The organism is Streptomyces sp. NBC_00775, assembly GCF_036347135.1.
GTDB lineage: Bacteria > Actinomycetota > Actinomycetes > Streptomycetales > Streptomycetaceae > Streptomyces > Streptomyces lutosisoli.
In genome coordinates this window covers 247,960-273,627 of sequence record NZ_CP108938.1, presented here as the reverse complement: position 1 = coordinate 273,627, position 25,668 = coordinate 247,960, and the positions used below count along the sequence as shown (strand labels likewise).

The following is a 25,668-nucleotide window of genomic DNA, read 5'->3' as shown; positions in this document are numbered from 1 at the left end:
TGAGGGTGTCCTTACAGGTAGTGGCGCTGGTCGAGCTTGTGGGAGGCATACGTCTCGTACGCGGCACGGGTGGAGTCCAGGGCGGATGTCTGGGAGACCGGTACGTCCCACCAGCCGTGGCCGGGCGGGTTCGGCCCGTACAGATCGGTCTCGATATGCACGACCGTGGTGCGGGTGGCCGCCTTCGCCTTCTCCATCGCCGCACGGAACTCGTCGACGGAGGTGGCGTGCAGAACGTCCGCACCGAGCGAGGAGGCGTTGGCGGCGAGGTCGACGGGGAGTACGTCGCCGTCGAGCTGGCCCGAATCGCCGTTGCGGAAGCGGTACTTGGTGCCGAACCGCTGTGAGCCGAGTGATTCCGACAGCGAGCCGATCGACGCGAAACCGTGGTTCTGGACGAGGACGACGATGACCTTCAGCCCCTCGGAGACCATGGTCACGATCTCCTGAGCCATCATCAGATACGAGCCGTCGCCCACGAGTACGACGACCTCGCGCGACGGATCGGCCATCTTGGCGCCGACGCCGGCCGCGACCTCGTACCCCATGCAGGAATAGGCGTATTCGACGTGGTACGCCTTCGGATCCCGGGCCCGCCACAGCTGTTGCAGGTCACCCGGCAGGGAACCCGCGGCGTTGATGACGACGGCGCGGTCGTCGAGGACGTCGTTGAGTGCGCCGAGGATCTCGGTCTGGGCGGGCAGCGGGCCGTGCGCCCGGTTGAAGCACTCGTTCTCGATCTCCCGTGTACGCGCGACGAGTTGACGTATGCGGTCCCGGTAGGCGGGGTCGACCTCCCAGTCGGCGAGCACACCCGCCAGCGCCTGGATGCCGAACCGGGCATCCGCCACCAGCGGCTCCGCCGAGTGCTTCACGGCGTCCAGCCGGGCCACGTTGAGGTTGACGAACGTGACGTCCGGGTTGCCGAAGACCGTGTGACTGGCGGTGGTGAAGTCGGAGTAACGGGTGCCGATGCCCAGTACGACATCGGCGTCCTTCGCCAGGTCGTTGGCCGCGTACGAACCCGTGGAGCCGATGCCGCCCACCGCGTACGGGTGGTCCCACGGCACCGCGCCCTTGCCCGCGTGCGTGTCCGCGACCGGGATGCCGGTGGCCTCCGCGAAGGCACGCAGCTCGGTCTCGGCACCCGAGTAGACGATCCCGCCACCGGCCACGATCAGCGGCCTGCGTGCGCCGCGCAGCAGCCGCGCGGCCCGCTCGACGGCGGCCGGCTCCGGCACCGGGCGGCCCACATGCCAGACCCGGCGCCGGAAGAACTCGGCCGGCCAGTCGAAGCCTTCCGCCTGCACGTCCTGCGGCAGCGCGAGCGTGACGGCGCCGGTCTCCACCGGGTCGCTCAGCACCCGCATCGCGGCCAGCGCGGCCGGGATCAGCTGTTCGGGACGCGAGATGCGGTCGAAGTACTTCGATACGGCTCGGAAGGCGTCGTTGACCGTGACGTCCCCGCCCCGGGTGTCCTCCAACTGCTGAAGCACCGGGTCGGCGGCCCGGGTGGCGAACATGTCGCTGGGCAGCAGCAGGACCGGAAGCCTGTTGGTCGTGGCCAGCGCCGCGCCGGTGATCATGTTGGTGGAGCCGGGGCCGGTCGACGCCGTACAGGCGAAGGTGGCCAGCCGGTCGCGCATCTTGGCGTACGCCACGGACGCGTGCACCATGCCCTGTTCGTTGCGGGCCAGGTAGTAGGGGAGGTCGGCTTCCCGGGTGACGGCGGCCTGGAGCAGGGCCTGCCCGATCCCGGCCACGTTGCCGTGCCCGAAGATGCCCCACACACCGGGGATCAGCCGCTGCTCCTGGCCGTCGCGCTCGCTGTACTGGTTGGCCAGGAAGCGGACCAGGGCCTGGGCGGTGGTGAGGCGGATCGTGGTCATCGTGGGGCCTCCTCGCCGGCGAAGGGGAGACGGGAGTCGACGGTCTGGGACTCCCAGGTTTCGCGGACCCACCCGTGCGCGGGGTCGTCGCAGATCAGCCAGGCGCGGTCCTGGCCTGGGCCCGCCATGACGTTGAGGTAGTAGAGGTCGTAGCCGGGCGCGGCGATCGACGGCCCGTGCCAGCCGTGCGGGATCAGGACGGTGTCACCGGAGCGGACCTCGGCGAGCACGTCGATCGGCCGGTCCGCGGTGCCGTACACGCGCTGGTAGCCGAAGGCCCGCTCGCCGCCGCCGACCTCGAAGTAGTAGATCTCCTCCAGCTCGGACTCGGCTCCGGGGTGCGCTTCGTCGTGCTTGTGCGGCGGGTACGACGACCAGTTGCCGCCGGGTGTGAGGACCTCGCACACCAGCAGCTGCTCGGCGTCGAAGGTGCCGGGCAGGCAGTAGTTGTTGACCTGGCGGGAACAGTTTCCGGCGCCGCGCAGCTCGACGGGCACCGTGTCCCTCGGGCCGTAGCGGGCGCGGAGGCCGCCTTGCCCTGTACGGGCCGAGGGCAGTGCGAAGGTTCCGCCGGCGGCGCTGCCCAGGACGGCCACGGACCCTTGGGGTATGTATGCGAAGTCGGTGACCGAGGCGAAGACGCCCGTACGGCCGTCGAGGTCGAAGCTCTGCCCGCCGACCGTGACGGTGCAGCCGCCGCGCAGGGGGAGCACCAGGAACTCGGAGTCACCGGTGGTGAGCGTGTGCGTCCCGCCCGGCCCCAGGGTCAGGATTCTGAGGCCGGAGTATCCCCAGCCCGCCGACTCGGGCGTGACCAGGAGGTCGTACGGACCGTCGGACGAAGTCCCTTTCGGCAGGTGGTACTTGCTCGTGTCCGTCACAGCAGGCTCACCGCCTTGTCCACCGCCCCGGCGACATCGCCGTTCGAGGGGTAGAGGAGCGAGCGGCCCACGACCAGGCCCTGCGCGGTGGGTTGCTTGAGAGCCTTGCCCCAGGATGCGAACGCCGCTGCGGGATCTGTGACCTCGCCGCCCAGCAGCAGTGCGGGCAGCGTCGAGGCGGACAGCACACGCTCCATGTCGTTCACGACCGGCAGTTTCAGCCAGGTGTAGGCGGTGCGGCGGCCCAGCCCTGAGGCGATGGTGATCGATTTGACGACGGCGTCGGGGGAGAGGTCGTTGCGGACTCTCCCGTCCTGCCAGCCGCTGAGGAACGGCTCGACCATGGCGATGAGATGACGGTCATTCAGCTCGTCCACGGCCCGGGCGGTGTTCTCCAGCACGGACGGGGTCGCCGGGTCGTCGAGCGCGATACGGGTGAGCATCTTGCCGCCGTCGAAGCCCATCTCGGCGATCGTCTCGGCGTCGTAGCCGGTGAACCGGTCGTCGATCTCGAACGCCGAGCCGGCGAGCCCGGCGCGGTTCATGGAGCCGAAGACGCTCTTGCCGTCGAGGACGCCGAGGAGCAGCAGGTCCTCCAGGATGTCGGCGGTGGCCAGCACACCGGTCACACCGGGCCGCTCCAGGGCGACACACAGGCGGTCGAGCAGCTCGAAGCGGTCGGCCATGGCGTTCGGGTCGCCGCCCACGCCGTTGGCGCCGCGCGCCGGATGGTCCGCCGCGATGATCATCGCCTTGCCGTGCCCGCCGAGCGGGGAGGTGGCCTTCACGCGTCGCGCGGCCGCTGCCGCGATGGAACCGGGGGCGTTGACCCGGGCCTCCACGATCCGGTTCACATGGTCAGAGAGCACGTCGTCACACCTCTCGCTGGGGATCGTCGAGGGAATCGGGGGCCGTCGGAGCGGGGGTCGCCGGGTGGAGCCTCGCTTCCACCTCGGCCTCCGTCGGCATGGCGTCGGAGCAGGCCAGGCGGCCCGCGACGATGGCGCCGGCGGCGTTGGCGAAGGTGACCGTGCGGCGGATGTCCCAGCCGGACAGCAGGCCGTGGCAGAGCGCGCCGCCGAAGGCGTCACCGGCACCGAGGCCGTTGACGACGTCCACCGGGACCGGCGGTATCGCGACGGCCGAACCGTCGCGGTCGACAGCCAGTACGCCCTTGGGCCCCTGCTTCACCACCGCCAGCTTCACTCCGGCGGCGAGCAGGGCCTTCGCGGCGGCGTACGGATCACGTTCGCCGGTGGCAACCTCGCACTCGTCGAGGTTGCCGACGGCCACCGTGGTGTGGGACAGGGCCTCGGCGTAGTACGTACGCGCCTGGTCGGGGTTCTGCGAGGCTGCGTCCTTCCAGAACGCCGGCCGCCAGTCGAGGTCGAAGACCGTCGTGCCGGACTTCGCCCGGTGCGCCAGGGCCGCGAGGGTGGCCGAGCGGCTCGGCTCCTCGCTCAGACCGGTGCCGGTGACCCAGAAGACACGGGCGTCGCGCACGGCGTCCAGGTCCAGCTCGCCGGGGTGAATGTCCAGGTCGGGGGCGCTCGGCAGACGGTAGAAGTAGAGCGGGAAGTTGTCCGGCGGGAAGATCTCGCAGAAGGTCACCGGCGTCGGCGCGATGTCCGACGTACCGACGAAACGGCTGTCGACGCCGTAGCCCTCCAGGGCCGCGCGGACGTAGTCCCCGAACGGGTCACGGCCTGTCTTGGTGATGACGGCGGAGGAGTGCCCGTAGCGGGCGGCGGCCACGGCGACGTTGGTGGGACTGCCGCCGAGGTACTTGCCGAACGAGGTGACCTCCGCCAGCCCCACGCCGGTCTGGAGCGGATACACATCCACTCCCACACGGCCCATGGTCAGGACTTCCAACGGCATGACGCGGTTTCCCTTCGCTCCGGAGACTCCGGGGGCTAACTGGATTTAAAGCGCTTTAAAGGAACTTTCAGCGGAGTACGATGCCTGCGCTGATATGTCATGTCAATAGGTTGTTATTGCGAGATTTCGCGATTCTGGTGACCGCACTCTGGCCGACGCGGATCGGCGGTGCGACGAAGGGGCCGGCGGCCCGTGTGAGGCGTCCACACGGGCCGCTCACGGCATGGCGGCACCGTCAGGGCCGGCCACCGGCCAGGTATGCGTCGATCGTCTTCCGCATGAAGACGGAGGACTCCTTGGCCCGTTCTTCCCAGGCGAAGACGCAGGCCGTCAGGGTGCCGTCGAAGTTGTTGGTGCGCAGTTCGCGGAAGAGTCCGTCGAAGTCGACCTCGCCCTGGCCGATGTCGAGGTGCTGGTGGATGCGGGCGGGAGTGCCCGGTGGATTGAGGATGTAGCGGTTGCCGGATGATGCCGTGTGGTCGAAGGCATCAGCCAGATGGACGTGGGTGAGCAGGTCGCCCGCGTGCGCGATGATGCCGGGGGCGTCGTTGCCGATGTGGAACGTGTGTGGGGCGCAGTAGAGGAAGCTGACGGCCGGGTTGTTGATGCCGCGGATCAGGTTGATCGCGTCGTGGCCGTTCTCGATGAAGTCGTCGGGGTGCGGCTCCAGGGTGAGGCGGATGCCTTCGCGTTCGAAGAGCGGGAGCAGTTCGTCGAGGGAGTTCCAGAACTGGGCCTCCGAGCGGTCGGCCGCCTCGGGGCGGCCGTTGAACTCGGAGATCATGCTGTCGACCCCGAGGTCCGCCGCGATCTGGATGGACCGTTTCCAGTAGCGCACCGCGGCCTGCCGGTCGGCCTCGTCCGGACCCGACCAGCGGAACAGCGGCAGCAGGGAGGAGATGCCGACGCCCGCCGCGTTGAGAGCCTTGCGGAATTTCCGTACGGTCGCGTCGTCGACGCGTGGGTGCCGGAAGAAGGGGATGAAGTCCTCCCGTGGGGAGAGTTCGATCCATTCGTAGCCCAACTCGGCGACCACGGCGGGCAGTTCGAGCAGCGGGACGTTGCGGATCATGTACGGGTCGAGGGCGATCTTCACGTGACTGTGCCTTCCGGGAGTTCCTCGACGTCGACGCCGCGTACCTGCGCCAACTCGTGCTTGAGTGCTGCGAGTTCGGCGCCGCCGGCCATGTGGTTGGTGAGCTCTTCGAGGCTGACCTCGTTGCGGTCGGCGCTGAGCTCCATGGTGCCGAGGCGGAGCACGCTGAAGTGGTCGCCGACCATGTAGGCGTGGTGCGGGTTGTGGGTGATGAAGATGACGCCGAGACCGCGGTCGCGGGCGGCGGCGATGTATTTGAGGACGACTCCGGACTGCTTGACGCCGAGGGCGGCGGTCGGCTCGTCGAGGATGAGGACGCGGGCGCCGAAGTACACGGCGCGGGCGATGGCCACGGACTGGCGCTGGCCGCCGGAGAGGGTGCCGATGGGCTGGTCGAGGTCGTCGAGGACGATGCCCATGTTGCGCAGTTCCTCGTCGGCGGTCTGCTTCATGCGGGCGATGTCGAGGCGGCGCACGGGCCAGGGGCCCTTGGTCATCTCGGAGCCGAGGAAGAAGTTCCGCCACACCGGCATCAACGGCACGGTGGCCAGGTCCTGGTAGACGGTGGCGATGCCCTTGTCGAGGGCCTCGCGCGGGGTGCTGAAGCGCACCGGGACGCCGTCGACGAGGAACTCGCCCTCGGTGTGCTGATGCAGACCCGAGATGATCTTGATGAGGGTCGACTTGCCGGCGCCGTTGTCGCCGAGCACGCACGTGACCTGACTGCGGTGGACCTTCAGATCGACGCCGTGCAGGGCGCGGATGTTGCCGTACGACTTGCCCGCGTTGCGGAGTTCGACGACGGGACTGTCCTCCCGGGACGGGGCGTCGGCGAGGACGGCTCCGTGCGGAGCAGCTCCGTTGGTGGTTGTCATGTGGGTCACCTCCGGGTCGCCGTGCGGCGGACCCACAGATTGATGAGCGTGGCGCCGAGCAGCATCACGCCGAGGAAGGCCTTGAACCAGTCGGGGTTCCAGCCGGCGTAGACGATGCCCTGCTGCACCATGCCGAACATGAAGGCACCGAAGACCGGGCCGATCGCGGAGCCGTAGCCGCCGGTCAGCAGGCAGCCGCCGATCACTGCCGCGGCGATGTAGATCAGCTCCTGGCCGACACCCTCGCCCGACTGCACGGTGTTGAAGGAGAACAGCTGGTGCATGCCGATGAACCAGGCGCCGAAACCGACGGTCATGAACAGCGTGATCTTGGTGAAGGTCACCGGCACACCGACCGCGCGGGCGCTGTCCTGGTTGCCGCCGACCGCGAAGATCCAGTTGCCGTACTTGGTGCGCAGCAGCACCCAGGTCGCGATGGCCGCGAAAACCAGCCACCACACGATGGTGATCTTCACCTGGACACCGCCGACGTCGAAGGACGAGGCGAAGACCTTCTTCGCCTGGTCGAAGCCGTCCATGGTGCTGATGTCGTCGGTCGCCACGTTATTGGTGATCAGCTTGGTGACCGCGAGGTTCACGCCTTGCAGGATCAGGAAGGTGCCGAGGGTGACCAGGAAGCTCGGCAGCCCGGTGCGGACCATCATCCAGCCGTTGAACGCGCCGATCGCGAGGGACACGACGAGCGCGACGATCACGCCCATCCAGACGTTCATGGTCAGCTGGTAGCTGAGCATGCTCGCGGTCAGCGCCGAGGTGATCACGACGACGCCGGACGACAGGTCGAACTCGCCGCCGATCATCAGCAGGGCCACGGGCAGCGCCATGATGCCGATCGTCGACGACTGGTAGAGCACCGTCGCCATCGAGCTGCCGGAGCGCACCGCCGGCGCCGCGATGAGGAAGAAGACGAACACGGCGACCGCGCCGAGGAACACGCCGACCTCGGGCCGGGCGAGCAGCCGCAGCGCCAGGGAGCGCTGCGCGGTCCGCCCGTCGGTCTCCTTGGGGCCGGAGGCCGGCGGTATGGTCACCGCCGGCTCAGCCTGCTGGGTCATCTTCGTCACCGGGTGCCCTTCGCGGCGAACTTGGCGACAGCGTCGACGTTGGACTTGTCGACGAAGGCCGGTCCGGTCAGGATCGGCTGCTCGCCACCGCCGCTGTAGTTGCCGTTGGTCTTGTAGAGCCACAGGGAGTCGACCGCCAGGTAACCCTGGAGGTAGGGCTGCTGGTCGACCGCGAACTGGATGCTGCCCTTCTCGATGCCGGAGATGAGGTCCTTGTTGAGGTCGAAGGTGGCGACCTTCGCTTTGCTGCCGGCCTCGGACGCCGACTGCGCGGCCGTCAGGGCGAACGGGGCGCCGAGTGTGACGACCTCGTCGATGGACTTGTCCTGCGTGAGCTTGGCGGTGATCGTCGACTTCACCGACGGCATGTCGGTGCCGTTGACGTAGAGGATGTCGGTCTTGCCGCTGAAGGTCTTCTTCACACCGGCGCAGCGCTCTTCGAGGTTGACGTCGCCCTGGGCCTGGATGACGCACAGGGTGTGCTTGGCGCCGGTGGTGTTGAGCTTGGTGCCGAGTGCCTGGCCCGAGACGGACTCGTCCTGGCCGAAGAACGACAGCAGGCCCTGCTTCTTCCAGTCGGACAGGCCGGCGTTGAAGCCGACGACCGGAATGCCGGCCTTCTCCGCCTTGGCGACCACGGCCTTCATGGCGTCCGGCTTGGCGAGGGTGACGGCGATGCCGTCGACCTTCTGATCGATCGCGTTCTGCACGAGGTTGGCCTGGTCGCCCGCGGTCTCGTCGTTGGAGTAGATGAGCTTGACGTTGTCCTTGGCGGCGGCTGCCTCGGCCCCCTTCCGGATGGTGTCCCAGAACGTGTCGCCGGAGGGGGCGTGGGTGACCATCGCGATCGTCATGCGGGGGGTGTTGGCCTTGCCGGCGGAGGCGGCGGCCCCGCTCTCTTCGGCCTTCTTGCCGCCGGAGCCGCTGGAACAGCCGGCGAGGGTGAGCGCGGCCGCGGCGGCCACGGCCACGGCGGGGGCGATTCTGCGGGAACGGGGGAGGGGAGTGCGCTTCATGGTTCATGCACCTCGCTGTGCGAACGGGGATGGGGTGGTGGACAGTGATCCGCGGCTGCCGACTGCCGGCAGCCGGCTGGGGAGATGGCGGCGGCCGCGGTGGGTACGGGCGCGGGAGCAGGGGCGGGAGGCTGAATCCGGTTCGGCGGGTCCGGCGGCGGATGGGCGCCTTGTGGGCGTCGTCGACGGTGACCCGGCACGTATCAGGAAGCCCGGCGCCCAGGACGGCGGCGTCGTTCGGCCTCCGACCTCCCGAGCCGGCCTGGCTGACTTGGTCGGTACAACAGGACAATTTAAAGCGCTTTAAGTTCTGGTACTATCGGCTTGTTTCGCGAACGTGTCAAGGGAGTTGCGCGAGGAGATGTACCGGGAGGTGCAAGTGGACGACGTCGGTTCCGAGCGGCGTCGGGACGGTGCGAACAAACGCCCCCGGCTGGAGGACGTGGCCGCCCGCGTAGGCGTGTCCACCGCGTCCGTCTCCCTGGTACTGCGCGGCGTATCCGGTCCCAGCGAACGCACCCGGCAACGCGTCCTGAAAGCCGCCGCCGAGCTCGGCTACCAGGTCGACCGCACCGCCAGCCTGCTGGCCAGCAGGCGCACCCGGCTGCTCGGCGTCATGGTCGACATCCACAGCCCCTTCCACGCCGAACTGGTCGAGCATCTGCACACGGCCGCCGAGGACGTCGGCTACGACCTCGTCCTCAGCACCCAGACCCGCACCCGCGGCGAGCACACCGCCGTCGAGACACTGCTCGCCTTCCGCAGCGAGGCCCTGATCCTGCTCGGACCGACCGCCCCCGCCGACACGCTCGCCGCCCTCGACCGAAAGGCACCGGTCATCGCCGTCGGCCGCCGGATCGCCGACGCCGACCTGGACGTCGTCCGCACCGCGGACGACGACGGGGTCGGCCAGATCGTCGAGCATCTGGTGACACTCGGGCACCGTGCGATCACCTACGTCGACGGCGGCAAGGGCGTCATCGCCACCGATCGCCGCCGTGGCTACCGCACCGCCATGCGCCGCCACGGCCTCGACGCAAACATCAGTGTCCTGCGCGGAGACCACACCGAAGCCGCGGGCGAACGTGCCGCCCGCCACCTCCTCGACGGCGGCGAACTGCCCACCGCCGTCGTCGCGTTCAACGACCAGGCCGCCATCGGAGTCCTGGCCGCCCTCTCCCGTGCGGGTGTCGCCGTCCCGGAGGAGGTGTCCGTGGTCGGTTACGACGACGACGCCCTCTCCCGTCTGAGCTGCTTCAATCTGACCACCGTCAGCCAGAGCGCCGATGAACAGGCCCGCCACGCGGTGACCGCCGCCGTCGAACGCCTCGACCAGGGCCGCACCGAGCCCCGCGAGGTCGTCCTCGCCCCGCACCTCGTCGTACGCGGCACCACAGCCGAGCCCATATGACCCGCTCTGCCCGCTCTGAACCGGCGGCAGGTGAAGTGTCCGATGCCCAGCACCTGTGGTCCGCGGACGGCAAGGCGGGGCGCGTGCCACAGCAGCCGCCGTCACCGTGAAGGCCGCGGTCGAGGGCTCGCTCAAGCGACTCGGCACCGACTGCATCGACCTGTACCACCAGCACCGGGTCGACCCAGCTACGCCCGTCGAGGAGACTGTCGGAGCCATGGCCGAGCTGGTGCGCACTCTGCTTCATGCCACCCTGTGCGGTGGTCACGGCATGCTGTCGTCGAGGAGGCGCGCAGGACACGCACGCCGCCGCGCGGGTCGGGTTCTGCCCGGCCCGCGCCGTTCCGAGGACGCCGCGCGTGGCGAGTTCCGCGTCATGAGGCACGGACGAGTGGTGCGATCTGCTCACCGAGGATGCTTGAGGGCGGTGGCGAGTTCGTTGAGGTGCTTTGCCACTGGGCCCAGGGTGAGCAGGCCACTGCCTGCCCCGGCCAGTTCCGCCGCTGCGGGGGTGAGTTCGGTGTAGGCGCGCTCCATCGTCTTCCGGTCGCCGACGGCGATCGCCGCCCGTGCGGCGAGGCACCACAGGGCTTCGAACAGCAGGTCGCGGGGCGGTTCCGGGAGCTGGCGCAGGACCGCCGTGACGTCACCGGGGCGGTGTTGGGCCAGCAGCACCAGGGGGCGGGCCCAGGGCTCGTAGGGTCCCCAGTCGGTGCGCTCGTGGGCCTGGGCGGGCTGTGCGTGCTGCAGGCGCAGGGACAGCAGGGCGAGCGGCAGCAGTCCGCGTTCCAGCCCGGGCATACCGGCTCCGCTCAGTCGCGCCGCGGCGTCCTGGTAGGCCGCCTCCACCTCGGCCGTCGATGCCGTGCCGGTCGTGGCGAGTTGCAGTGCCCGGTACCACTGGGTGAACACGCCCACCAGCGGCAGCTCATGACGCTCGGCCAGGCGGTCCGCCGCCGCCGCGTGCCCGTCGGCTGTGGGGAAATCACCGAGCGCGCTGCGGGCCTGGAGGCGGATGAGGTGTCCAAGCACCTCCCAGGTGGCCAGGCCGTTCCTGGCAGACAGGTCGACCAGCTCGGCGCCGATCGCGTCCCGGCGCGGGGCCAGACCCGCGCGGTGGAACGTCTGCATGAACACGCCGTTGAGGGCGAACGCCAGCAGCGTGGGGTCGTCCAAGCGGCGGGCGATCTGCTCCGCTTGCCGGGCGGCTTGGGGCCCGCGCGCCGAGCCGGTGCCGCGTGACTCCACGGCGATTGTAGACAGGAGGCGGGCCCGCGCCGCGGGGTGCGCACCCGGCCGGAGGACAGCCAGGGTGCGCTCGGCCGCCGCCACGACACGCGCGGCCTGCTGCGGGTCGTCGACGCGGGTCCAGATCGCCGGGACGTCGTAGGCACCGATCACACGGGCGATCAGTTCCGCGTCGCCCAGCTCCTCCGCCGCTGTGATGGCTGCCAAACGGTGCCGGCGGGCGGCCTGAAGGCCCTCGCCTCCGGTCACCGCGAGACTGCGCAGCAACCCCACCGTCGACTCCAGTCGCGCCCGAGCGCCAGATGCGACGGTTCGGTCGTAGTCGGCGGCCGCCTGCGCCCACACCCGCCCCGCCGGACCGCTGGGCCCGGAAGCGGGGTAGAGGTGGTCTGCGTGGTCGAGGATGTCCCCCTCCAGGCGGCGCAGACCCGGGCCCGGATCCACCCCCAGTTGCTTGACCAGGAGCGTTCGTGCCCGGCGCAGCACCGCGAGCGCGTCGCCCTGGCGGCCGGTGCGGTACAGCGCGAGGGCCAGTAGCCCCCACGCGTCCTCGCGCCAAGGGTGCTCGGTCACATGCGCGTCCAGATCCGGCACCGCCTCGCCCGCGAGCCCCAAGGCCAGGCGGGCCTCGGCCTGCCGCTCGACGGCGTGCAGCCGCAGCTCGCCCAGGCGGGATCGCTCCGCGCGGGCCCAGCTCTCCTCGGTGAAGTCGGCGTAGGCGGGCCCGCGCCACCATCCCAGCGCCTCTTCGAGCCGGGCGAGCCCATCCTGGGGCGGCAGCGTCGCGGCAGCGGCCACCGCCTGCTCGAAACGCCAGGCGTCAACCCCGCCCGGCTCGGCATGCAGCGCGTACCCCGAGCCCTCGGTGACCAGCAGCCGGGCCCGAGCACGGGGCGGGCGCTGCGGCTCCAGCGCACGGCGCAACGCGGCCACGAAGGTGCGCACCGCACCTGCCCCATCAGCGGGCGGGTCCTCCCACAGGTCCTCGACCAGACGCGTCACAGGGACGACGCGGCGGCGAGCGACGATCAGCCGGGCCAGCACCGCGCGGTGCCTCGGCCCCTTCAACGCGATCGCACCGCTGGCACCGTCCCAAGCCACCACCGGCCCCAGCACCCCGAACGCCACCCGCACCCTTGACCACCCTTTCCGGGGGCATCGCCCCTGGTCACGGTAGCGCGCTCACTCGATGCTCATCCGCGTCCAGCAGGCTTTGAGGCGCCTGGTCACCTACGAAAGGGCGAAATCATGACGCCTGCCATCGCCGGCTTCGAGTATCGGTGCGTTCCCGTCGCCGACGGCGTCTCGCTGAACGCGGCCGTCTCCGGCTCGGGCTCCCCGATCGTGTTGCTGCACGGCTTCCCGCAGACCCACCTGATGTGGCGGCATGTCGCCGCCGACCTCGCGGCCGACCACACCGTGATCTGCCCCGACCTGCGCGGCTACGGCGCCAGCGACAAGCCCGCCGAGACCGACGCCACCACCTACGCCAAGCGAACCATGGCTGCGGACATCGTCGCCCTGACCCGCGCGCTGGGGCACGACCACTTCGCGCTGGCCGGGCACGACCGCGGGGCCCTGGTCGCCTTCCGCGCCGGGCTCGACCACCCCGAGACGATCACTCACCTGGCCTGCCTCGACGTGCTCCCCACGCTGGACATGTGGCAGGCGATGCGCGGTGTCACTGCCGCCGTCGGCTTCCACCTCTACCTGATGGCCCAACCCCCTGGTCTGCCCGAGCAGATGATCGCCGCCAGCCCGGACGCCTTCTTCGGCCACTTCCTCGACATCTGGACCTACAACCCGCAGGCGATCCCCGCCGACGTCCGCTCCTCCTACCTGGACGCCTGCCGCGACGCGGTGCCCTCGATCGTGGCCGACTACCGCGCCTCCGCCGGCATCGACGTCGACCACGACCAGGCCGACCGGGACGCCGCCAACTGTCTACGGATGCCGGTCACCGTGCTCCAGCAGGACTGGGGCGCTGCCCTCGGCTTCGACGCGGCAGCCCTGTGGAGCGCCTGGGCACCGGATCTGCGGCACACCACCGTCACCTGCGGCCACTTCATGGCAGAAGAAGCCCCTGCCGACATTGCCAAGGCACTTCGAGACCTCCTCGCCCGCTGAGGACCGAGGCCGGGAGCGGCGCCAGGGCAGCGCCGGCGCATGGTCCGGCGCATGGTCCGGCGCCAACGCCCGCTTGCCCGCCTGCCCGGGAAGATCCCCGACAGAGTCGAGCTAAGTGATGATCGCCCCCGCGTGCCAGCCCGCACCGTCCCTCCAGTAGTGCTGGCAGCGGCCGTCCGTGCGTTCTGCGATCAGCTCCAGGTTGGTGGCGTACGTGCTCTGCAGGAGGCCGAGGACGCGGCGGACGTCGCTGCCGAAGACTGCCGAGCGGTTCCATGGGCCGGGGGAGGCGTTGTAGCGCCACCAGTGCTCGATGTGCCCGCCCGCGACGGGCACGCACAGTTCGAAGTTGCCGACGCCCATCTCGTTGCCGGCGCCGTAGGTGCCCTCGACGAGGCAGGGCGCCTCCGTCGTGTCCTGGCCGAACGTGCCCAGCTGGGTCCAGCCGTCCGCGGCGGAGGCGCGGCGGAAGTGCGCCATCCCGCCGCCGGACAGCGTGCAGACGTAGTGGAGTTCACCCTGCCCGTTCTCGGGCGACGCGGTGACACCGAGCTTGCTCTGGACGAGCGAGGGGCCGCTGAAGGCTATGCCGGAGCCGAACGTTTGCTGCTCGTACCATTCGCCCGGTGTGCGGGTCCACGGTGTGCTGTTGTGCTTGGTCAGGTGGTGGGCGCGGCCATCGCCGGTGACCGCGACGACCTCGAAGTCGCCGGGAGCGCCGCGATTGCTCTGCACGAACCCCGGAATGCCGATGGGGTCCTGCGGCCCGAGAAGCGTCGCGTCGTTCCACAGGCCCCCGGCCTGGTCGTAGTACACGTGGCGCAGCTTCCGGTAGTTGGAGCGGTAGACGAGCTCGAAGTCCCGGTTGAAGGAGCTCTGCACCGCGGCCGGGAAGTCGAGGGCGTCGTCGTGGAACGTGTCCCGCCACACGTCGGTCGACCGTACGGTGCCGACGCGCGCCCAGGGTGTCTTGGAGTCGGCGTTTTCCCGGTACCAGTGGTCGATGTTCGCGCCTGCCTTGACGAAAAGCTCGAAGTTGTTGCGCAGCGCGCCGTTGCCGCCCTGGACGAGGACCCCGTTGCGCAGCCGCCGCTTCGCCCACGGGTCGGGATTGGTGCCGCGCAGCCCGGTGAACCCCACGTTCTCCAGCAGTCCGGCGTCGTACGAGATCTTGCCGAATCCATCCACGCCCCAGGAGGCGGTGCCCCAGGAGTTCTTCACAATCCAGTACCGTTCGTCGTCGTTGAAGCCCACGACGAGCAGGGCGTGTGCGCCGCCGAGGGCGCTGGTGGTGGGCATGTAGATGCCGTCGCGCAGGCTGCCGAAGTCCGCGGGCGGTACCAAGATGACGGCCATCGGTCCGACCAGGTCGATCCACTGGCGTTTCTGCGCGGGATCGGTGAGCGTGACGGTCGCGCCGGCGGCGATGCGCATGGTGCGGCCCGAGCGGTCCGGTGTGGTGGACAGCGGGGTCGCCTGCAGGTTGGCGCCGTGCGGCTTGGACGTGTACAGCGACGCCGCCTCGCCCCACGGGAAGCAGTCGGGGTCGGCCAGTCCGTACCGTTCGACGAAGATCGTGCCCTCGCCGATGTTGCCGAGGTCCCACGCTTGTTTGCCGGTGCCCCGTGCCAGATCCCCTTCGGAGCGGCGGGTCCACAGCAGATGCTCGATGCGGATCATCGCCTCGTACAGGGCCGTCGTGGCGAACGCCCAGCAGTTCTGCGAGCCGCCCTGGTTGCGTACGCTCGTGATCCAGCCGCGCCCGAAACGCGAGCGCCAGTCGACGTTGGTCATGACGCGTCCCCCTCCTCCGGTGGCAGGAGCCCGACTTCCCGCCAGCGGGCGCGAAGCTCCGGGTTGGCGGGCGGTTGCGAGCTGATCAGGTCGCCGAGGTCCACGTCCTCGGGCAGCGCCGCGAGCCGCACTTCCGCGGGTACCTCGTCCTCCTTCAAGGCGCCTCGCGGTGGGTCGGGCAGCGGATCGTCGTCGGCAAGCCCCGGATCGACCGTCCAGGGATTGCCCAACTCGTCCAGCAGACGGCGCAGTTCACCGACCGTCTGTGGTGCGTGCGCGGGCGTGCTCACGGGAACTCCCCCTCCACGGCGGCGGACGGCCCGTCGCCCCTACGGGGCAGTGGAGGATCGTTCCAACTCCCCGTCAAGCAAGGCAGTTTGATGACGTAGCAGCAGGGCTGCGAAGTCCAACCTCCGCACCGGGGCGGTACGGTGCACCCGGCGTACGGCCGGTACGCCCCGGCCGGGAGGACGGCGTTCACTCCAGAATGATCGCTGTATAAGGCCATGCCGGTGAGGTCGTCTGTGGCATGGATCCTGCAGGGATGAGCGTTTGGAGCGCGATGAACCGGATCTGGGCCGGCATCGACAGCGGCACGACCCACCACCACTGTCCGGTACTCGACGAGAGCGGCGACACGCTGCTGTCCCGCCGCGTCGCCAAGGACGAGCCGGAACTCCTGAAGCTCGTTGACTGGAGAGGTGGGCGGAGCAGACCTGACAGATGCTCACCTAGAGGAAGCATGGCTGCCTCGGCCGTCAGCGGCGCATCAGCGCGTCACTCGCAGGAGGGATAGGGCTGCGCCGCCCCTACAGGCGTCCGGCCTCGGCGAGGGCCAGCAGGTCGTTCGCTGCCTCCTGGGAACGGATTCGGATGGCCGCCGAGTCGGGGACCGGTCCGCCGAGCAGGGCGGTGTCCACGATCTCTGCCTGGAGGAGGGCGGAGAAGACGTGCGCGGCCCGTGTGGGGTCGCTGACCTTGGAGCGCAGTCCCGCCGGCCAGTGGGACAGGTGGCGCTTGAACAGGGCTATGCGGTCTCCGAGGATCTCCTGTTGGTAGCGGTGGCCGAGCTCGGGGAAGCGCTGTGCGTCCCTCGCCACCACCCTGAACAGCGCCAACTGCTGCTCGGACAGGATGTGCTGGAGAAGATCGCAGCCTGCTTCCGTCAGGCCTTCCAAGGGCGGCAGGTTCAGCCAATCCGGGTCCGCGGTCTGCGCGGAAGTGTCGCAGGCCTCCTGGATGACGGCGACGAAGAGATCGTCCTTGCTGTCGAAGTGCCGGTACAGGGTGGTGATGGACACGCCTGCGCTCGCGGCGATGCGGTTGACCGAGCTTCCGCCGTACCCCTCTTCCAGGAAGGCCGTGAGGGCGGCGTTGATGATCGCCTCGCGCTTGCGTGCCATCAGGCGCGCTTTGGGGTCGTTCTCCGCCCAGGTACGCACGATTCTTCCTCCGGTCTCGCGTCGACTTGACAGAGCATACGACAGCAACCACTATCGAGTCATGCGAAAGTGATTGCTGTCGTATGAGGCAGGGAGAGACGGATGCGGAACGCAGACACCCCGCGAGTGCTGGTCCTGGGCGCCACCGGCCGCACCGGATCGGCGGTCGTGAAGGCGCTGGAGACGACACCCGGCCAAGCGGTCCCGGTGCGCGCTTCACGCAGCGAGACGACCGTCGAGCAGTGGATCAAGGAGGGGAAGGAAGCGGTCCGCATTGATCTCGATGACCCCGACACCTTCCCCAGCGCGCTGGAGGGCATCGACCGGGTATTCCTGATGACCGGCTACACCTCGGCGATGAACCACCAGACCAAGACCCTGGTGGACGCCGCCGAGGACGCGGGCGTCAGCTTCGTGGTGCACCTGGGCGTGTTCAGCGACAAACGCTCCACCGACCCGCACTTCGCGTGGCACGAACTGGTGGAGCGCTACATCGCCGGCTCCAAGCTGGCCTGGGCGAATGTGCATCCGCACGTGTTCATGGAGAACCTGCTGGGCATCAACCGGCTGCGCGACGGCCAGATGGTGTGGCCGATGGGCGACAAGCAGGTCGGCTGGATCGCCGGTGACGACATCGCATCGGTCGTGGCCAAGGTCCTGGCCGAAGGCCCCGAGACGCACGCGGGCAAGGACTACTACCTGTCGGCCGATCTCCTCAACGGCACCGAGGTGGCCGAGGCCCTCTCCGCCGCCCTCGGACGGGAGATCCCCGCGCTGGTCCTGACCCCGGACGATCTGCAACGCATGATCGATGCCGGGCTGGACACCGCGCCCGCCAACATGGACGCCGCATACGCGGCCAGCACACTGACCTGGGCGCGACAGACCTACGAGGGCCGCTTCGACTACTCCGCGGTCACCACCAGTACGGTCCAGGAGCTGCTCGGCCGAGAGCCCATCCATCTAGAGTCCTGGGCCACCGCACACCGTCAGGAACTGCTCGACCAGATCTCCTGAAGATCATTACTGACGGCTTCGGAAGCAGGTACTCAAGAGGTGGCGATGGGCGCTCTGTTAGGCCGCGCTGGTGGGCCCAGGTCAGGAAGCAGCGGATGTCATGCCGACGTCGAGGGCCGGAGGCAAGCCAGTGGTTGAGCTCCGCCTGGCCAACGGCGTCCAGGGTGAGATGCTCTTCGTCGAGCCAGTCCATCTTTGCGATAGTGCCTGCGGCGGACTCAACTTCCTGGCGGACAAGGGCTGGCAGGACGCGGTCAGCCGCGTAATCGCACGCGATAAACCCGGCGACGTCGGCGATCGTCCCCGGGATACTGGTCGCCCATGGATGAGGTCAAAGTCGTTGTCGCCCATTCCGAGCGCGCGACCCTGCGCGTCGGCGGCGTGTTCTTGAAGGTGGACGCCGATCAGGCGCGCATCGACGTCGAGGTCGAGGCGATGTCCCTCGCGCCGGTCCCGACCCCGGAGGTCCTGTGGCGCAAGCCGCACGTGCTCGCGATCGCCGCACTCCCGGGGACGACGCTTGGGCGCCTCGGCGGGCCGTCGACCGGGTCGCCGGCGGCGTGGGCCGCGGCGGGCGCCGCCATCCGGAAGCTGCACGACGCGCCGCTGCCGCCTCGGCCCGGCCAGGCCGGCCGGAGCATCGTCGCGCTGGCGGCGGAACTCGACGACGAGTGCGAGTCGCTCGTGACGAACGGCCTCCTGCCCGCCGACCTGGTCACCCGCAACCGGCAGGTCGCCGAGGCCGCGCTCCGGCCGTGGACCCCGGCGTTCACGCACGGCGACCTGCAGATCGCGCACGTCTTCGTCGACGGCGACGAGGTCACGGGCATCATCGACTGGTCCGAGGCCGGCCAGGGTGATGCCCTGTATGACCTCGCCACCTTCACGCTCGGACACGAGGAGCACCTCGACGACGTCGTCGCCGGCTACGGCACCGACATTGACCTCGACGTGATCAACGCGTGGTGGTCGTTCCGAAGCCTGCTGGTGGTTCGCTGGCTGACCGAGCACGGCTTCGACCCGTTCGCGCCGGGCTGTGAGGTCGACGTGCTGAGATCCCGGATGTGAGGCTGCGCGGGCCCGGGTCTGTCCCGTAGTCGGTGGTGACGCTGAGTGTCCCTCAGGGCAGGAGGATGCGGTGCTGGAGGAGGTCGAACCCTGCGCGTCCGTGCATCTGTCTCATGATCCTCTTGGTGCGGGTGTTGACGCCTTCGGTGCGGCCGTTGTGGTAGGGCAAGGTGAGGCCGGCGTTCACGGCGAGCCGGTCGATTTCGAGGCCGTTGGCGAAACCGTGCAGGTGGGGCAGGGCGACGGCGTGGGCGGACGTGATCCACTTGGTGAGTTTCACGTCGTTGCCCTCGGCAGGCTTCAGCAGGGCAGCGAAGCCGCGTACGAGATCGGCGAGTTGGGTCATCTCCGGGCAGGCCGCGGTGATCTTCTCCAACAGGGCCGTTTCCTTCGGCCGCAGATTTTCAGGATCGGTGAGCAGCAGGCGGCCGGCGCGGGGTCGTGACGGGGCGGTCGCCTTCGGCGCGGCCCTGGTTGAGATTGCGGACCAGCAGGTTGGCGCTGCCGGGATAGCCCAATTCCCGGATCTCCCGCAGTAGTTGGGTGACGGGGACGGCGGGATCGGCGGCACGGCGAACACGTAGATGCTCGCGGTAGGGGTCGACGAGGGTGGGCCGGTAGGCGGGGGCTATGCGCAGGGCGGTGGGTTCGGGCATGCGGGCGTAGCGTTTGACGGTGTTCAGGGCCACGCCCAGGCGGCGGGAGCAGTCGAGCCGGCCGACGCCCTGGTCGAGCAGGGCGTGGACCTTGTTCCAGCGTTCGCGGGTGGTCTGCCCGCGGACCCCGCCGGGACGGGGCGGGTTGATGGTGGCCCAGCAGCCGGCGTGCGCGCGGACCTCGAGCAGGGCCTTGTCGCACAGGTTGCGCCACAGATGCCATCGGTCGCTGACCTGCACCGCGTCGGGCAGAACGCGGCGGACGGCCTCGGCGTAGGCGGCTGATCCGTCGCGGCAGACGACCTCGACACCGGGGTGTTCGCGCAGCCAGGACTCCAACGTCGCGGCCTCGCGGTCGGGCAGCACCGCGACGCGCCTGCCGGTCTCGGCATCGATGATGATCGTGGCGTAGCGGTGGCGGCGACGCAGAGCGAAGTCGTCGACGCCGATCACCCGCGGAACCGTCTGCCGCGGCAGGGGCAGACGCAGCAGCAGACACAGGGCCGTGCTGCGGGACACCGGCGCAGCCAGGACGCGGGCGAGACGGGAGGCCGCACGGCCGCATAACTCCCGCGCCACCTCGGATATCTGGCCGACCAGACGCACCGTCCGACGCTGATGACGTTCCAACAGCCCCGGGACCTGCTCACGGAATGTCTGCCGCCCGCAGTCCAGGACCGGACAAGCCAGACGCCGAACACGCAGGTAGACGACGACTGGGCGGCCGTCCACCGGCACGTCCGCCACCGTCCGACCGTGGTACCCATGCACCTTCGCCGTTGGCGTTCCGCACATCGGACACGGAACCGCCACATCCCGGGTCTGGGCCGTGACCACAACCGCGTGACCGCCATCCGTCACGTCCTGGATGACCAGCACCGACAGCCCGGAAAACACCGTCGCAACAAGGGAGTTGAGATCCATCACAAGATCATGACCACGGACAGCACCCAGCGTCACCACCGACTACGGGCCAGACTCAACTTAACAGTGTGACTGGGGTAGTTGGTCTCATACGCGGGTTGCTGAGAGGCGCCCGTCGAAGGCGATGTCGAATGCCTGCAGGGCTCGCTTCCAGCGGCTGGTCCGTCGCTTGCGACCGGTGTCTGTCGGGTCGAGGCTCATTACCGCGAGGTAGACGCACTTCAACGCGGCCGCCTCCGACGGGAAGGGCCCGCGGACCCGGACGGCCCGGCGGATGCGGGCGTTCACGCTCTCGATGGCGTTCGTCGTGCAGACGGTGCGGCGGATCTCCATCGACCGCGGCCGCAATGGCCGGCTACCGCGTCCGCTACACCACCGCCGCAGCACTGGTGAACGAGCTCGTCGAGGCCGCCGATGACAAGCAGCTCGGCAAGACCATCACCCGCCAAGGCCCCCGTGTGGCGGCCAGAGTGCGGGCCGGTCCCCGGTGGACCGCGGGAAGCAGGGCCTGAAACGCTCGGTCTCCACTGATGCCCGCGGCGTCCCGCTCGGCCTGGTCGCGGCGGGAGCCAACCGCCATGACTCGCCCCTGCTCGGACCGACGCTCCACGCAGCAATGGCCCAGGTCGGGCCACTGCCGGACGACGTGAACGTCAACCTCGACCGGGGCTATGGCAGCAACACGTCCCGCGCTCTGCTCCGGGAGTTGGGCTCACCAGCGAGATCGCCCGCAAGGGCGTGGCCGCCCCGATCCAGGCCGGCAAGCGGTGGGTCGTGGAAAGAACGCACTCGTGGATGAACAGCTACGGCAAGCTGCGACGCTGCACCGAGAAGAGCAGCACCGTCGTCGAGTTCTACCTCCACCTGGCCGCAGCACTGGTCACTCTCCGCATGCTGATCCGCCACGCCACCATTCACTACCGCTGGGATCAGCGTCCCACCACACGCCGCCTCAAGTGATCCATTTGCCGGTCGGTCTAAGCAGCCGTGATGGCGGCGAGCAGTCCCTCGGTCGCGTCGAAGGCGATCGCCCCGTCGAGCGGATTGGAATAGGTGCGTGACCAGGTGATCAGGCCGTCCCTGACGCGGACGAACTGCACCATGTCGAAGGTGAACTGCTTCCCGGTGGCCAGGATTCGGCCATGGAGGCGGTAGTCGGCGATGACAAGTTCGGGATCGGCCGTCTCGTGGACGTGGACGTGGTCCACGGCGGTGAACTTCTGCAGCTTTGCCCCTTCTTGCAGGTGCGCCCGGAAGGCGTCCCGCCCCGGCTCCTGCGCGGGTGCGCCCGGGGGCAAGTAGGGCATCTCGAGGACGGCGTCCGTGGTGAACAGGTCGGCCATCGCCTCGTTGGGCCCGTCGGCGGTGAGGCGGAGGAAAAGCTGGAGGACTTCGCGCGGTGCGCCAGTGGTCATGGGACACTCCTCTCGACGTAACCGGGGCGATCGCCCCGGTTACGTGATTGAATATACGGGGCGTAGGCCCCGTATATCAACGCCTCAAGTCACAAGTCCCTGTCCCTGGAGGACACTTGACCACCGAGCCGCAGCGCCCCCTGCGCGCCGACGCACGCCGCAACCGGGAGCGCATCCTGCAAACGGCCCGCACGGCCTTCGCCGCCGAGGGCATCTCGGTCTCCCTTGACGAGATCGCCCGCCGGGCTGGGGTTGGGCCCGGCACGGTCCATCGCCACTTCGCCACCAAGGAAGCGCTGTTCGAAGCAGTCGTGCGCGAGCACCTCGAGCAGCTGACACTCGACGTCCGCGCCGCCCTGGCCGAAGCGGAGGCCGGGCCGGCGTTCTTCGCCTTCCTCGCTCGGATGACCGCCGAGGCCGATGCGAAGCAGGACCTGACCGAAGCCATCACGGCAGCGGGCGCCCCCATGGGCGCCGCAACCGAGGAAGTGGCGGCACAGCTACGCGAGTTGTTCGGCGCACTCCTCGCCCGCGCCCAGCAGGCCGGGGTGGTGCGCAACGACGTGGACGCAGCCGATGTGCAGGCCATCGTCGTGGCCGCACTGACGGCCAGCCGCCGACGAGGCACGAATGACCGGCCCGGGAGGCTGGCGGAGATCGTCTTCGACTGCCTGCACCCTCGCCACACCAACACCGACGGGAACAGGGCGTGAGGTGTTTGGCCCGAGGCTTCGGCGATCACCGCACGCACTGAGTCCCGTTCAGCCGCTCCCCTCGCCCCGTCCCCGTCAGAGGTGGTCCCAGATCGAGCCGCCCTCCGGGGCCACCGCACGACGTCTGAACGTCACGAATCATCCGCGAACTGGGCCCAGTTGAACTCGCCTTTGGCGGGGCCGATGGCTGACCCCCTAGCCACCACAGGACCAGCCTGCGCGCCCAGGACACCGGCCGCCTGCCGGAAATGATGCCGGCGCCGGCGCGGTGCATCACCGCGAACTGCTGCAACCACACGCCGATCCGTGTCGCATGGTGACGTCCAGCGATAGGTGGCCAAAGACGTCAGGAAGTCCGCTGCCACAACGGCACCGACAACGAGCCCGGCCATATGCCGACCGCGCTCGGTGGCCGCCACGCGGCGGGCAACGTGTAGACCCGGGCCGCCTCCGGCGGCAGCACCGGAGGGCCGGGGCGGTCGAGCCGCAGGTCGAAGGCGACGAACGCACCGACGTCGTCGAAACCGTTCTGCCTCAGGTAGACCACCGCCTGCGCCGGGTCGCGGCCGAGCAGCGAGCGGTGGTCGGCCACAACCAGATAGTCGTAGACAGCGTCAGTACCCGGTGACGGTTGCTGCCCGCCCCGATCCCTTTCTCCGCCACGGATTGGATTGCCCGCTGCCGGAAGTGGAGCTGTCCGGCCAGCCCCCGGTGTGCGTCTGGCATCAGTGGACAGGGTGGATGCCGCGCACCTGGCGCTGAAGGATGTCGACCTGAGTGCCTGTCGATTCGCCGGCGCCATCCCGGGTGCGTGCGCGACCGGCGGTCCGGCGCAGCTCCCAGACGCGGGTGCCCGGATGATTCTTTGGGTGCACGGCCCCTTCAGCAGCCTTCAGCTGAGCTGCTCGGCCAGTCCGACGAGGATGCCCTCGGGGCCGCGGACGTAACAGAGCAGATAGCTGTCCTCGAACTGCTCCACCTCGCCGACGAGTTCGGCTCCATGGGTTTGCAGGCGGGCAAGGACGTCCTTGATGTCGTCGACGGCGAACATGATGCGACGAATGCCCAGCGTGTTCGGCGGTGCGATTGCCGGCTCGGCGCTGATCGCCTTCGGCGTGTGGAACTTCGTCAGCTCAAGCCTGCCGTGGCCGTCCGGGGTCCTCAGCATGGCGATGTCCTGTCGGGCGCCATCAAGCCCGATGACACGGTCCACCCAACGTCCCTCGATGGGCATCTTGCCCTCCAGCTCCATGCCAAGTTCGAGGAAGAACGCAATAGCAGCGTCAAGGTCGTCGACAACGATGAGGACGTTGTCCATGCGCTGGATCGTCATGCTGGGTCCTCCTTGGTGTGGTGCGGCCACGGTGGCCGCATCTGCCCTGAGATGGAGCAGCCAGGCCGTTCTCGACATCCTCTGCCACATCCTCTTCGAGAACCTCTCGACGCAGCAGTGCACGTCACACGCCAGCCGTACCGCCTCGGACGAAAACACCGCAGGCCAGAGACCCTCTCACTGTCCTGCCGGGCCAACACCGACGCTCAGCCGGGCCGGGCAGGCATCCGCCATCGGCGGGTCGAACCCCGAAGGCCTGCGTGAGAAGCAGGACGTCGCCCATCAGCTGCTCGGCTGGTGGCAGTTCACCAACCGGGCCGCGGATCTGCTGATGCGCTCGCACTCCGCGTGACTCTCCGTGGAAGCCGCCGGGCTGATGAGGAGCCTGATTGAGCACGTGCACTGCATGGACTGGCAGGCCGGGCACCAGATAGCCGGCCTGTGGGCGATGGAGTGGGTGAGACTGTGCACTTCAGTTGGCAGCTGACCAGCTCAGTTGGCACCTGGAGCACCTCAGCTGGCACAGCGGGCGGGGTCCTGCACGGCCTTGACCGGGTGCTATCAGCACCTTGAGTGGAGCCGCCCAGGCCGCTGGCGCGCCATCCGCCTGCCCTGGGAATCGGCGACTCGGGCACAATCAGGAGCCGTGCCTACCCCTCCCGATCCCTCCGTCCTGTACCCCGACGTCGCGGCCTGCGGCAGCCTCGCCGCAGCGCTCCGGGCCGAGGCGGACGGCTGCCTTGGTGCCGTCCCCATTACGTCCCCGGACTTCGCTCCGCTGCGCCACGCGGCCGTCGCAAGTACCCTGCCGCACCGCGAGCCGCTGGCGATCAGCGCCTGGTCGCACGAACGGCGGTGGTCGATCCGCGGTCAGGAACCGTTCCAGAGCATGCCCCTCATCGATGGCACGACGGACGACCTGGCGGAGGTCGCCAGGGCCGCCCGAGCGTGGCACGACGGGGCGACCCTGGACGACATCCGACAGGCGGCACCCTTCGTGCACCTGACCGGCCGGTTCGAGGTACCCGACAACGATCCCGCGCGCTTGACGGAATCCGAATGGCAGGGCAAGCGCCAGGAGGCGGCCGAACTGGAATACGCCTGGCGGGAGACGTACCTCAACCTGATCGAGGCGGCGCACGCCGAGCACGCGCTGCGCGCCCTCTACCCATTCACGAGCCACTGGGCACTGCGCTTCTCGACCACCACCCGCCCGGACCTGACTGTCGTCGAACCATGCCTGAGCGCCAACAGCGACGGCACGTACGGAGTGGGCAAAGGCTTCATCAGCCAGGACCTTGGCCAATTCGCCACAGCGCAGGAGGCCGTGGCAGTGGCAGTGCGCCAGCTGCCGTCCGGCCTCGGCCCAACCACGCTCGGCGGATGATCCCGCCCGGCAAACGGCTCGGTCGACAGCGCAGCAGCGGACTGCGCACCGGACTTGGCAAACGGTGCCACCTGAGCTGCTCAGTCGCAGTGGGCCGAGTGGGACCGGCGGCGAAAGCTGATCGAGAACCTCAAGCGCGTCGACTGGGAAGTAGCCGTCGGAAGAGACCGGGCGGCCGGTGTTCAGGTCTGCGGTGCCGCTGGTGGCGACCGACTGCCCTTCCATCAGACGCGATCACGCGGGCCTGCACGCCGCTGACACCGAGGGCGTGGATCGCCTCGGTGTCCTGGCGTAACTGCTCCAGGGGAGAGGGACTGGCGGGCTGGGCGACGGCGGTGGCCGCCTCTGCGGCGAGCAACTTGACTTGCTCCTCGGGCTGAAGCCCGAGGATTCTGGCCTTCTCGTCCGTT

The 25,668-nt window shown here is 69.3% G+C and carries 22 protein-coding genes and 6 pseudogenes; 11 read left to right on the top strand and 17 right to left on the bottom strand.

The window, feature by feature from the left end; all coding sequences use genetic code 11:
• Positions 1 to 11: 11 nt before the first annotated feature.
• The 8 genes from iolD to OIC96_RS01350 all read right to left on the bottom strand — a co-directional run bounded on the left by iolD (position 12) and on the right by OIC96_RS01350 (position 8,723).
• Entirely contained in the window at positions 12 to 1,889 is a 1,878-nt protein-coding gene (iolD, locus tag OIC96_RS01385; protein ID WP_330309729.1) for a 3D-(3,5/4)-trihydroxycyclohexane-1,2-dione acylhydrolase (decyclizing), read from the bottom strand.
• On the bottom strand, positions 1,886 to 2,770 hold the full coding sequence (iolB, locus tag OIC96_RS01380) for a 5-deoxy-glucuronate isomerase (RefSeq protein ID WP_330309730.1): 885 nt from the start codon (positions 2,768 to 2,770) through the stop codon (positions 1,886 to 1,888). The genes iolD and iolB overlap by 4 nt, the downstream gene beginning before the upstream one ends.
• On the bottom strand, positions 2,767 to 3,639 hold the full coding sequence (locus OIC96_RS01375; RefSeq protein ID WP_330309731.1) for a Cgl0159 family (beta/alpha)8-fold protein: 873 nt from the start codon (positions 3,637 to 3,639) through the stop codon (positions 2,767 to 2,769). The genes iolB and OIC96_RS01375 overlap by 4 nt, the downstream gene beginning before the upstream one ends.
• 4 nt (positions 3,640 to 3,643) lie before the next feature.
• Positions 3,644 to 4,651 carry a 5-dehydro-2-deoxygluconokinase gene (gene iolC, locus OIC96_RS01370; protein ID WP_330309732.1) on the bottom strand — a complete coding sequence of 336 codons (1,008 nt, stop codon included), beginning with the start codon at positions 4,649 to 4,651 and terminating at the stop codon, positions 3,644 to 3,646.
• A gap of 235 nt (positions 4,652 to 4,886) precedes the next feature.
• Positions 4,887 to 5,747 carry a sugar phosphate isomerase/epimerase family protein gene (locus OIC96_RS01365; RefSeq protein ID WP_330309733.1) on the bottom strand — a complete coding sequence of 287 codons (861 nt, stop codon included), beginning with the start codon at positions 5,745 to 5,747 and terminating at the stop codon, positions 4,887 to 4,889.
• Complete coding sequence (locus tag OIC96_RS01360) at positions 5,744 to 6,622, bottom strand: ATP-binding cassette domain-containing protein (protein WP_330309734.1); 879 nt, start codon at positions 6,620 to 6,622, stop codon at positions 5,744 to 5,746. Before OIC96_RS01360 ends, OIC96_RS01365 begins: the two co-directional genes overlap by 4 nt.
• Before the next feature lie 5 nt (positions 6,623 to 6,627).
• Positions 6,628 to 7,698, bottom strand: coding sequence for an ABC transporter permease (locus OIC96_RS01355; protein ID WP_330309735.1), 1,071 nt, complete (start codon positions 7,696 to 7,698; stop codon positions 6,628 to 6,630).
• Positions 7,699 to 7,703: 5 nt separating this feature from the next.
• The gene (locus tag OIC96_RS01350; protein ID WP_330309736.1) at positions 7,704 to 8,723 is read right to left on the bottom strand and encodes a sugar ABC transporter substrate-binding protein; all 1,020 of its coding nucleotides are present in this window, start codon (positions 8,721 to 8,723) and stop codon (positions 7,704 to 7,706) included.
• A 379-nt stretch (positions 8,724 to 9,102) separates the two neighbouring features.
• Here OIC96_RS01350 and OIC96_RS01345 point away from each other — a divergent pair, with 379 nt between their 5' ends.
• The gene (locus tag OIC96_RS01345) at positions 9,103 to 10,134 is read left to right on the top strand and encodes a LacI family DNA-binding transcriptional regulator (RefSeq protein WP_330309737.1); all 1,032 of its coding nucleotides are present in this window, start codon (positions 9,103 to 9,105) and stop codon (positions 10,132 to 10,134) included.
• Positions 10,135 to 10,246: 112 nt separating this feature from the next.
• Positions 10,247 to 10,366: pseudogene (locus tag OIC96_RS01340) on the top strand (aldo/keto reductase); the annotation flags it as partial.
• Between the two features lie 173 nt (positions 10,367 to 10,539).
• Here the strand turns inward: OIC96_RS01340 and OIC96_RS01335 are convergent.
• Positions 10,540 to 12,516, bottom strand: a complete 1,977-nt coding sequence (locus OIC96_RS01335) for an AfsR/SARP family transcriptional regulator (RefSeq protein WP_330309738.1) — start codon at positions 12,514 to 12,516, stop codon at positions 10,540 to 10,542.
• 114 nt (positions 12,517 to 12,630) lie between these two features.
• Between OIC96_RS01335 and OIC96_RS01330 the strand changes: the two genes are divergently transcribed.
• A complete protein-coding gene (locus OIC96_RS01330; protein ID WP_330309739.1) occupies positions 12,631 to 13,509 on the top strand; it encodes an alpha/beta fold hydrolase in 879 nt (292 codons plus the stop codon).
• A gap of 111 nt (positions 13,510 to 13,620) precedes the next feature.
• Here OIC96_RS01330 and OIC96_RS01325 read toward each other — a convergent pair whose 3' ends face one another.
• Both OIC96_RS01325 and OIC96_RS01320 read right to left on the bottom strand, forming a co-directional pair.
• Positions 13,621 to 15,303 (bottom strand): C1 family peptidase, encoded by a 1,683-nt coding sequence (locus OIC96_RS01325; protein WP_330309740.1) that lies wholly within the window; start codon positions 15,301 to 15,303, stop codon positions 13,621 to 13,623.
• Positions 15,300 to 15,593 carry a hypothetical protein gene (locus tag OIC96_RS01320; protein ID WP_330309741.1) on the bottom strand — a complete coding sequence of 98 codons (294 nt, stop codon included), beginning with the start codon at positions 15,591 to 15,593 and terminating at the stop codon, positions 15,300 to 15,302. Before OIC96_RS01320 ends, OIC96_RS01325 begins: the two co-directional genes overlap by 4 nt.
• A gap of 272 nt (positions 15,594 to 15,865) precedes the next feature.
• Here OIC96_RS01320 and OIC96_RS01315 point away from each other — a divergent pair.
• Positions 15,866 to 15,994 (top strand): annotated as a pseudogene (locus OIC96_RS01315) (IS110 family transposase); the annotation flags it as partial.
• 118 nt (positions 15,995 to 16,112) lie between these two features.
• On the opposite strand, the gene OIC96_RS01310 reads toward OIC96_RS01315, so the two are convergent.
• The gene (locus tag OIC96_RS01310; protein ID WP_330309742.1) at positions 16,113 to 16,745 is read right to left on the bottom strand and encodes a TetR/AcrR family transcriptional regulator; all 633 of its coding nucleotides are present in this window, start codon (positions 16,743 to 16,745) and stop codon (positions 16,113 to 16,115) included.
• Positions 16,746 to 16,847: 102 nt separating this feature from the next.
• On the opposite strand from OIC96_RS01310, the gene OIC96_RS01305 reads away from it, so the two are divergent.
• Together OIC96_RS01305 and OIC96_RS01300 are read left to right on the top strand one after the other, a co-directional pair.
• A complete protein-coding gene (locus OIC96_RS01305) occupies positions 16,848 to 17,762 on the top strand; it encodes an NmrA family NAD(P)-binding protein (protein WP_330309743.1) in 915 nt (304 codons plus the stop codon).
• 321 nt (positions 17,763 to 18,083) lie between these two features.
• Positions 18,084 to 18,830, top strand: coding sequence for a phosphotransferase family protein (locus tag OIC96_RS01300; protein ID WP_330309744.1), 747 nt, complete (start codon positions 18,084 to 18,086; stop codon positions 18,828 to 18,830).
• A 52-nt stretch (positions 18,831 to 18,882) separates the two neighbouring features.
• On the opposite strand, the pseudogene OIC96_RS01295 reads toward OIC96_RS01300, so the two are convergent.
• Positions 18,883 to 20,410 (bottom strand): annotated as a pseudogene (locus OIC96_RS01295) (ISL3 family transposase).
• Positions 20,411 to 20,497: 87 nt separating this feature from the next.
• A pseudogene (locus tag OIC96_RS01290) lies at positions 20,498 to 20,740 on the bottom strand (transposase); the annotation flags it as partial.
• Positions 20,741 to 20,745: 5 nt separating this feature from the next.
• Here OIC96_RS01290 and OIC96_RS01285 point away from each other — a divergent pair.
• Positions 20,746 to 20,862 (top strand): annotated as a pseudogene (locus OIC96_RS01285) (IS21-like element helper ATPase IstB); the annotation flags it as partial.
• Positions 20,859 to 21,370 (top strand): annotated as a pseudogene (locus OIC96_RS01280) (transposase); the annotation flags it as partial. The pseudogenes OIC96_RS01285 and OIC96_RS01280, both read left to right, overlap by 4 nt.
• A 17-nt stretch (positions 21,371 to 21,387) precedes the next feature.
• On the opposite strand, the gene OIC96_RS01275 reads toward OIC96_RS01280, so the two are convergent.
• Positions 21,388 to 21,825: a nuclear transport factor 2 family protein gene (locus OIC96_RS01275; RefSeq protein ID WP_330309745.1), complete on the bottom strand. Its 438-nt coding sequence runs from the start codon at positions 21,823 to 21,825 to the stop codon at positions 21,388 to 21,390.
• Positions 21,826 to 21,941: 116 nt separating this feature from the next.
• Between OIC96_RS01275 and OIC96_RS01270 the strand changes: the two genes are divergently transcribed.
• On the top strand, positions 21,942 to 22,538 hold the full coding sequence (locus OIC96_RS01270) for a TetR/AcrR family transcriptional regulator (RefSeq protein WP_330309746.1): 597 nt from the start codon (positions 21,942 to 21,944) through the stop codon (positions 22,536 to 22,538).
• A gap of 346 nt (positions 22,539 to 22,884) precedes the next feature.
• On the opposite strand, the gene OIC96_RS01265 is transcribed toward OIC96_RS01270, so the two are convergent.
• Together OIC96_RS01265 and OIC96_RS01260 are read right to left on the bottom strand one after the other, a co-directional pair.
• Complete coding sequence (locus OIC96_RS01265; protein WP_330309747.1) at positions 22,885 to 23,130, bottom strand: hypothetical protein; 246 nt, start codon at positions 23,128 to 23,130, stop codon at positions 22,885 to 22,887.
• 300 nt (positions 23,131 to 23,430) lie between these two features.
• Positions 23,431 to 23,871, bottom strand: coding sequence for a VOC family protein (locus OIC96_RS01260; RefSeq protein ID WP_330309748.1), 441 nt, complete (start codon positions 23,869 to 23,871; stop codon positions 23,431 to 23,433).
• Between the two features lie 31 nt (positions 23,872 to 23,902).
• Here OIC96_RS01260 and OIC96_RS01255 point away from each other — a divergent pair, with 31 nt between their 5' ends.
• Both OIC96_RS01255 and OIC96_RS01250 read left to right on the top strand, forming a co-directional pair.
• A complete protein-coding gene (locus tag OIC96_RS01255; protein ID WP_330309749.1) occupies positions 23,903 to 24,223 on the top strand; it encodes a hypothetical protein in 321 nt (106 codons plus the stop codon).
• A gap of 294 nt (positions 24,224 to 24,517) precedes the next feature.
• On the top strand, positions 24,518 to 25,258 hold the full coding sequence (locus tag OIC96_RS01250) for a DUF6193 family natural product biosynthesis protein (protein WP_330309750.1): 741 nt from the start codon (positions 24,518 to 24,520) through the stop codon (positions 25,256 to 25,258).
• Positions 25,259 to 25,668 lie beyond the last annotated feature (410 nt).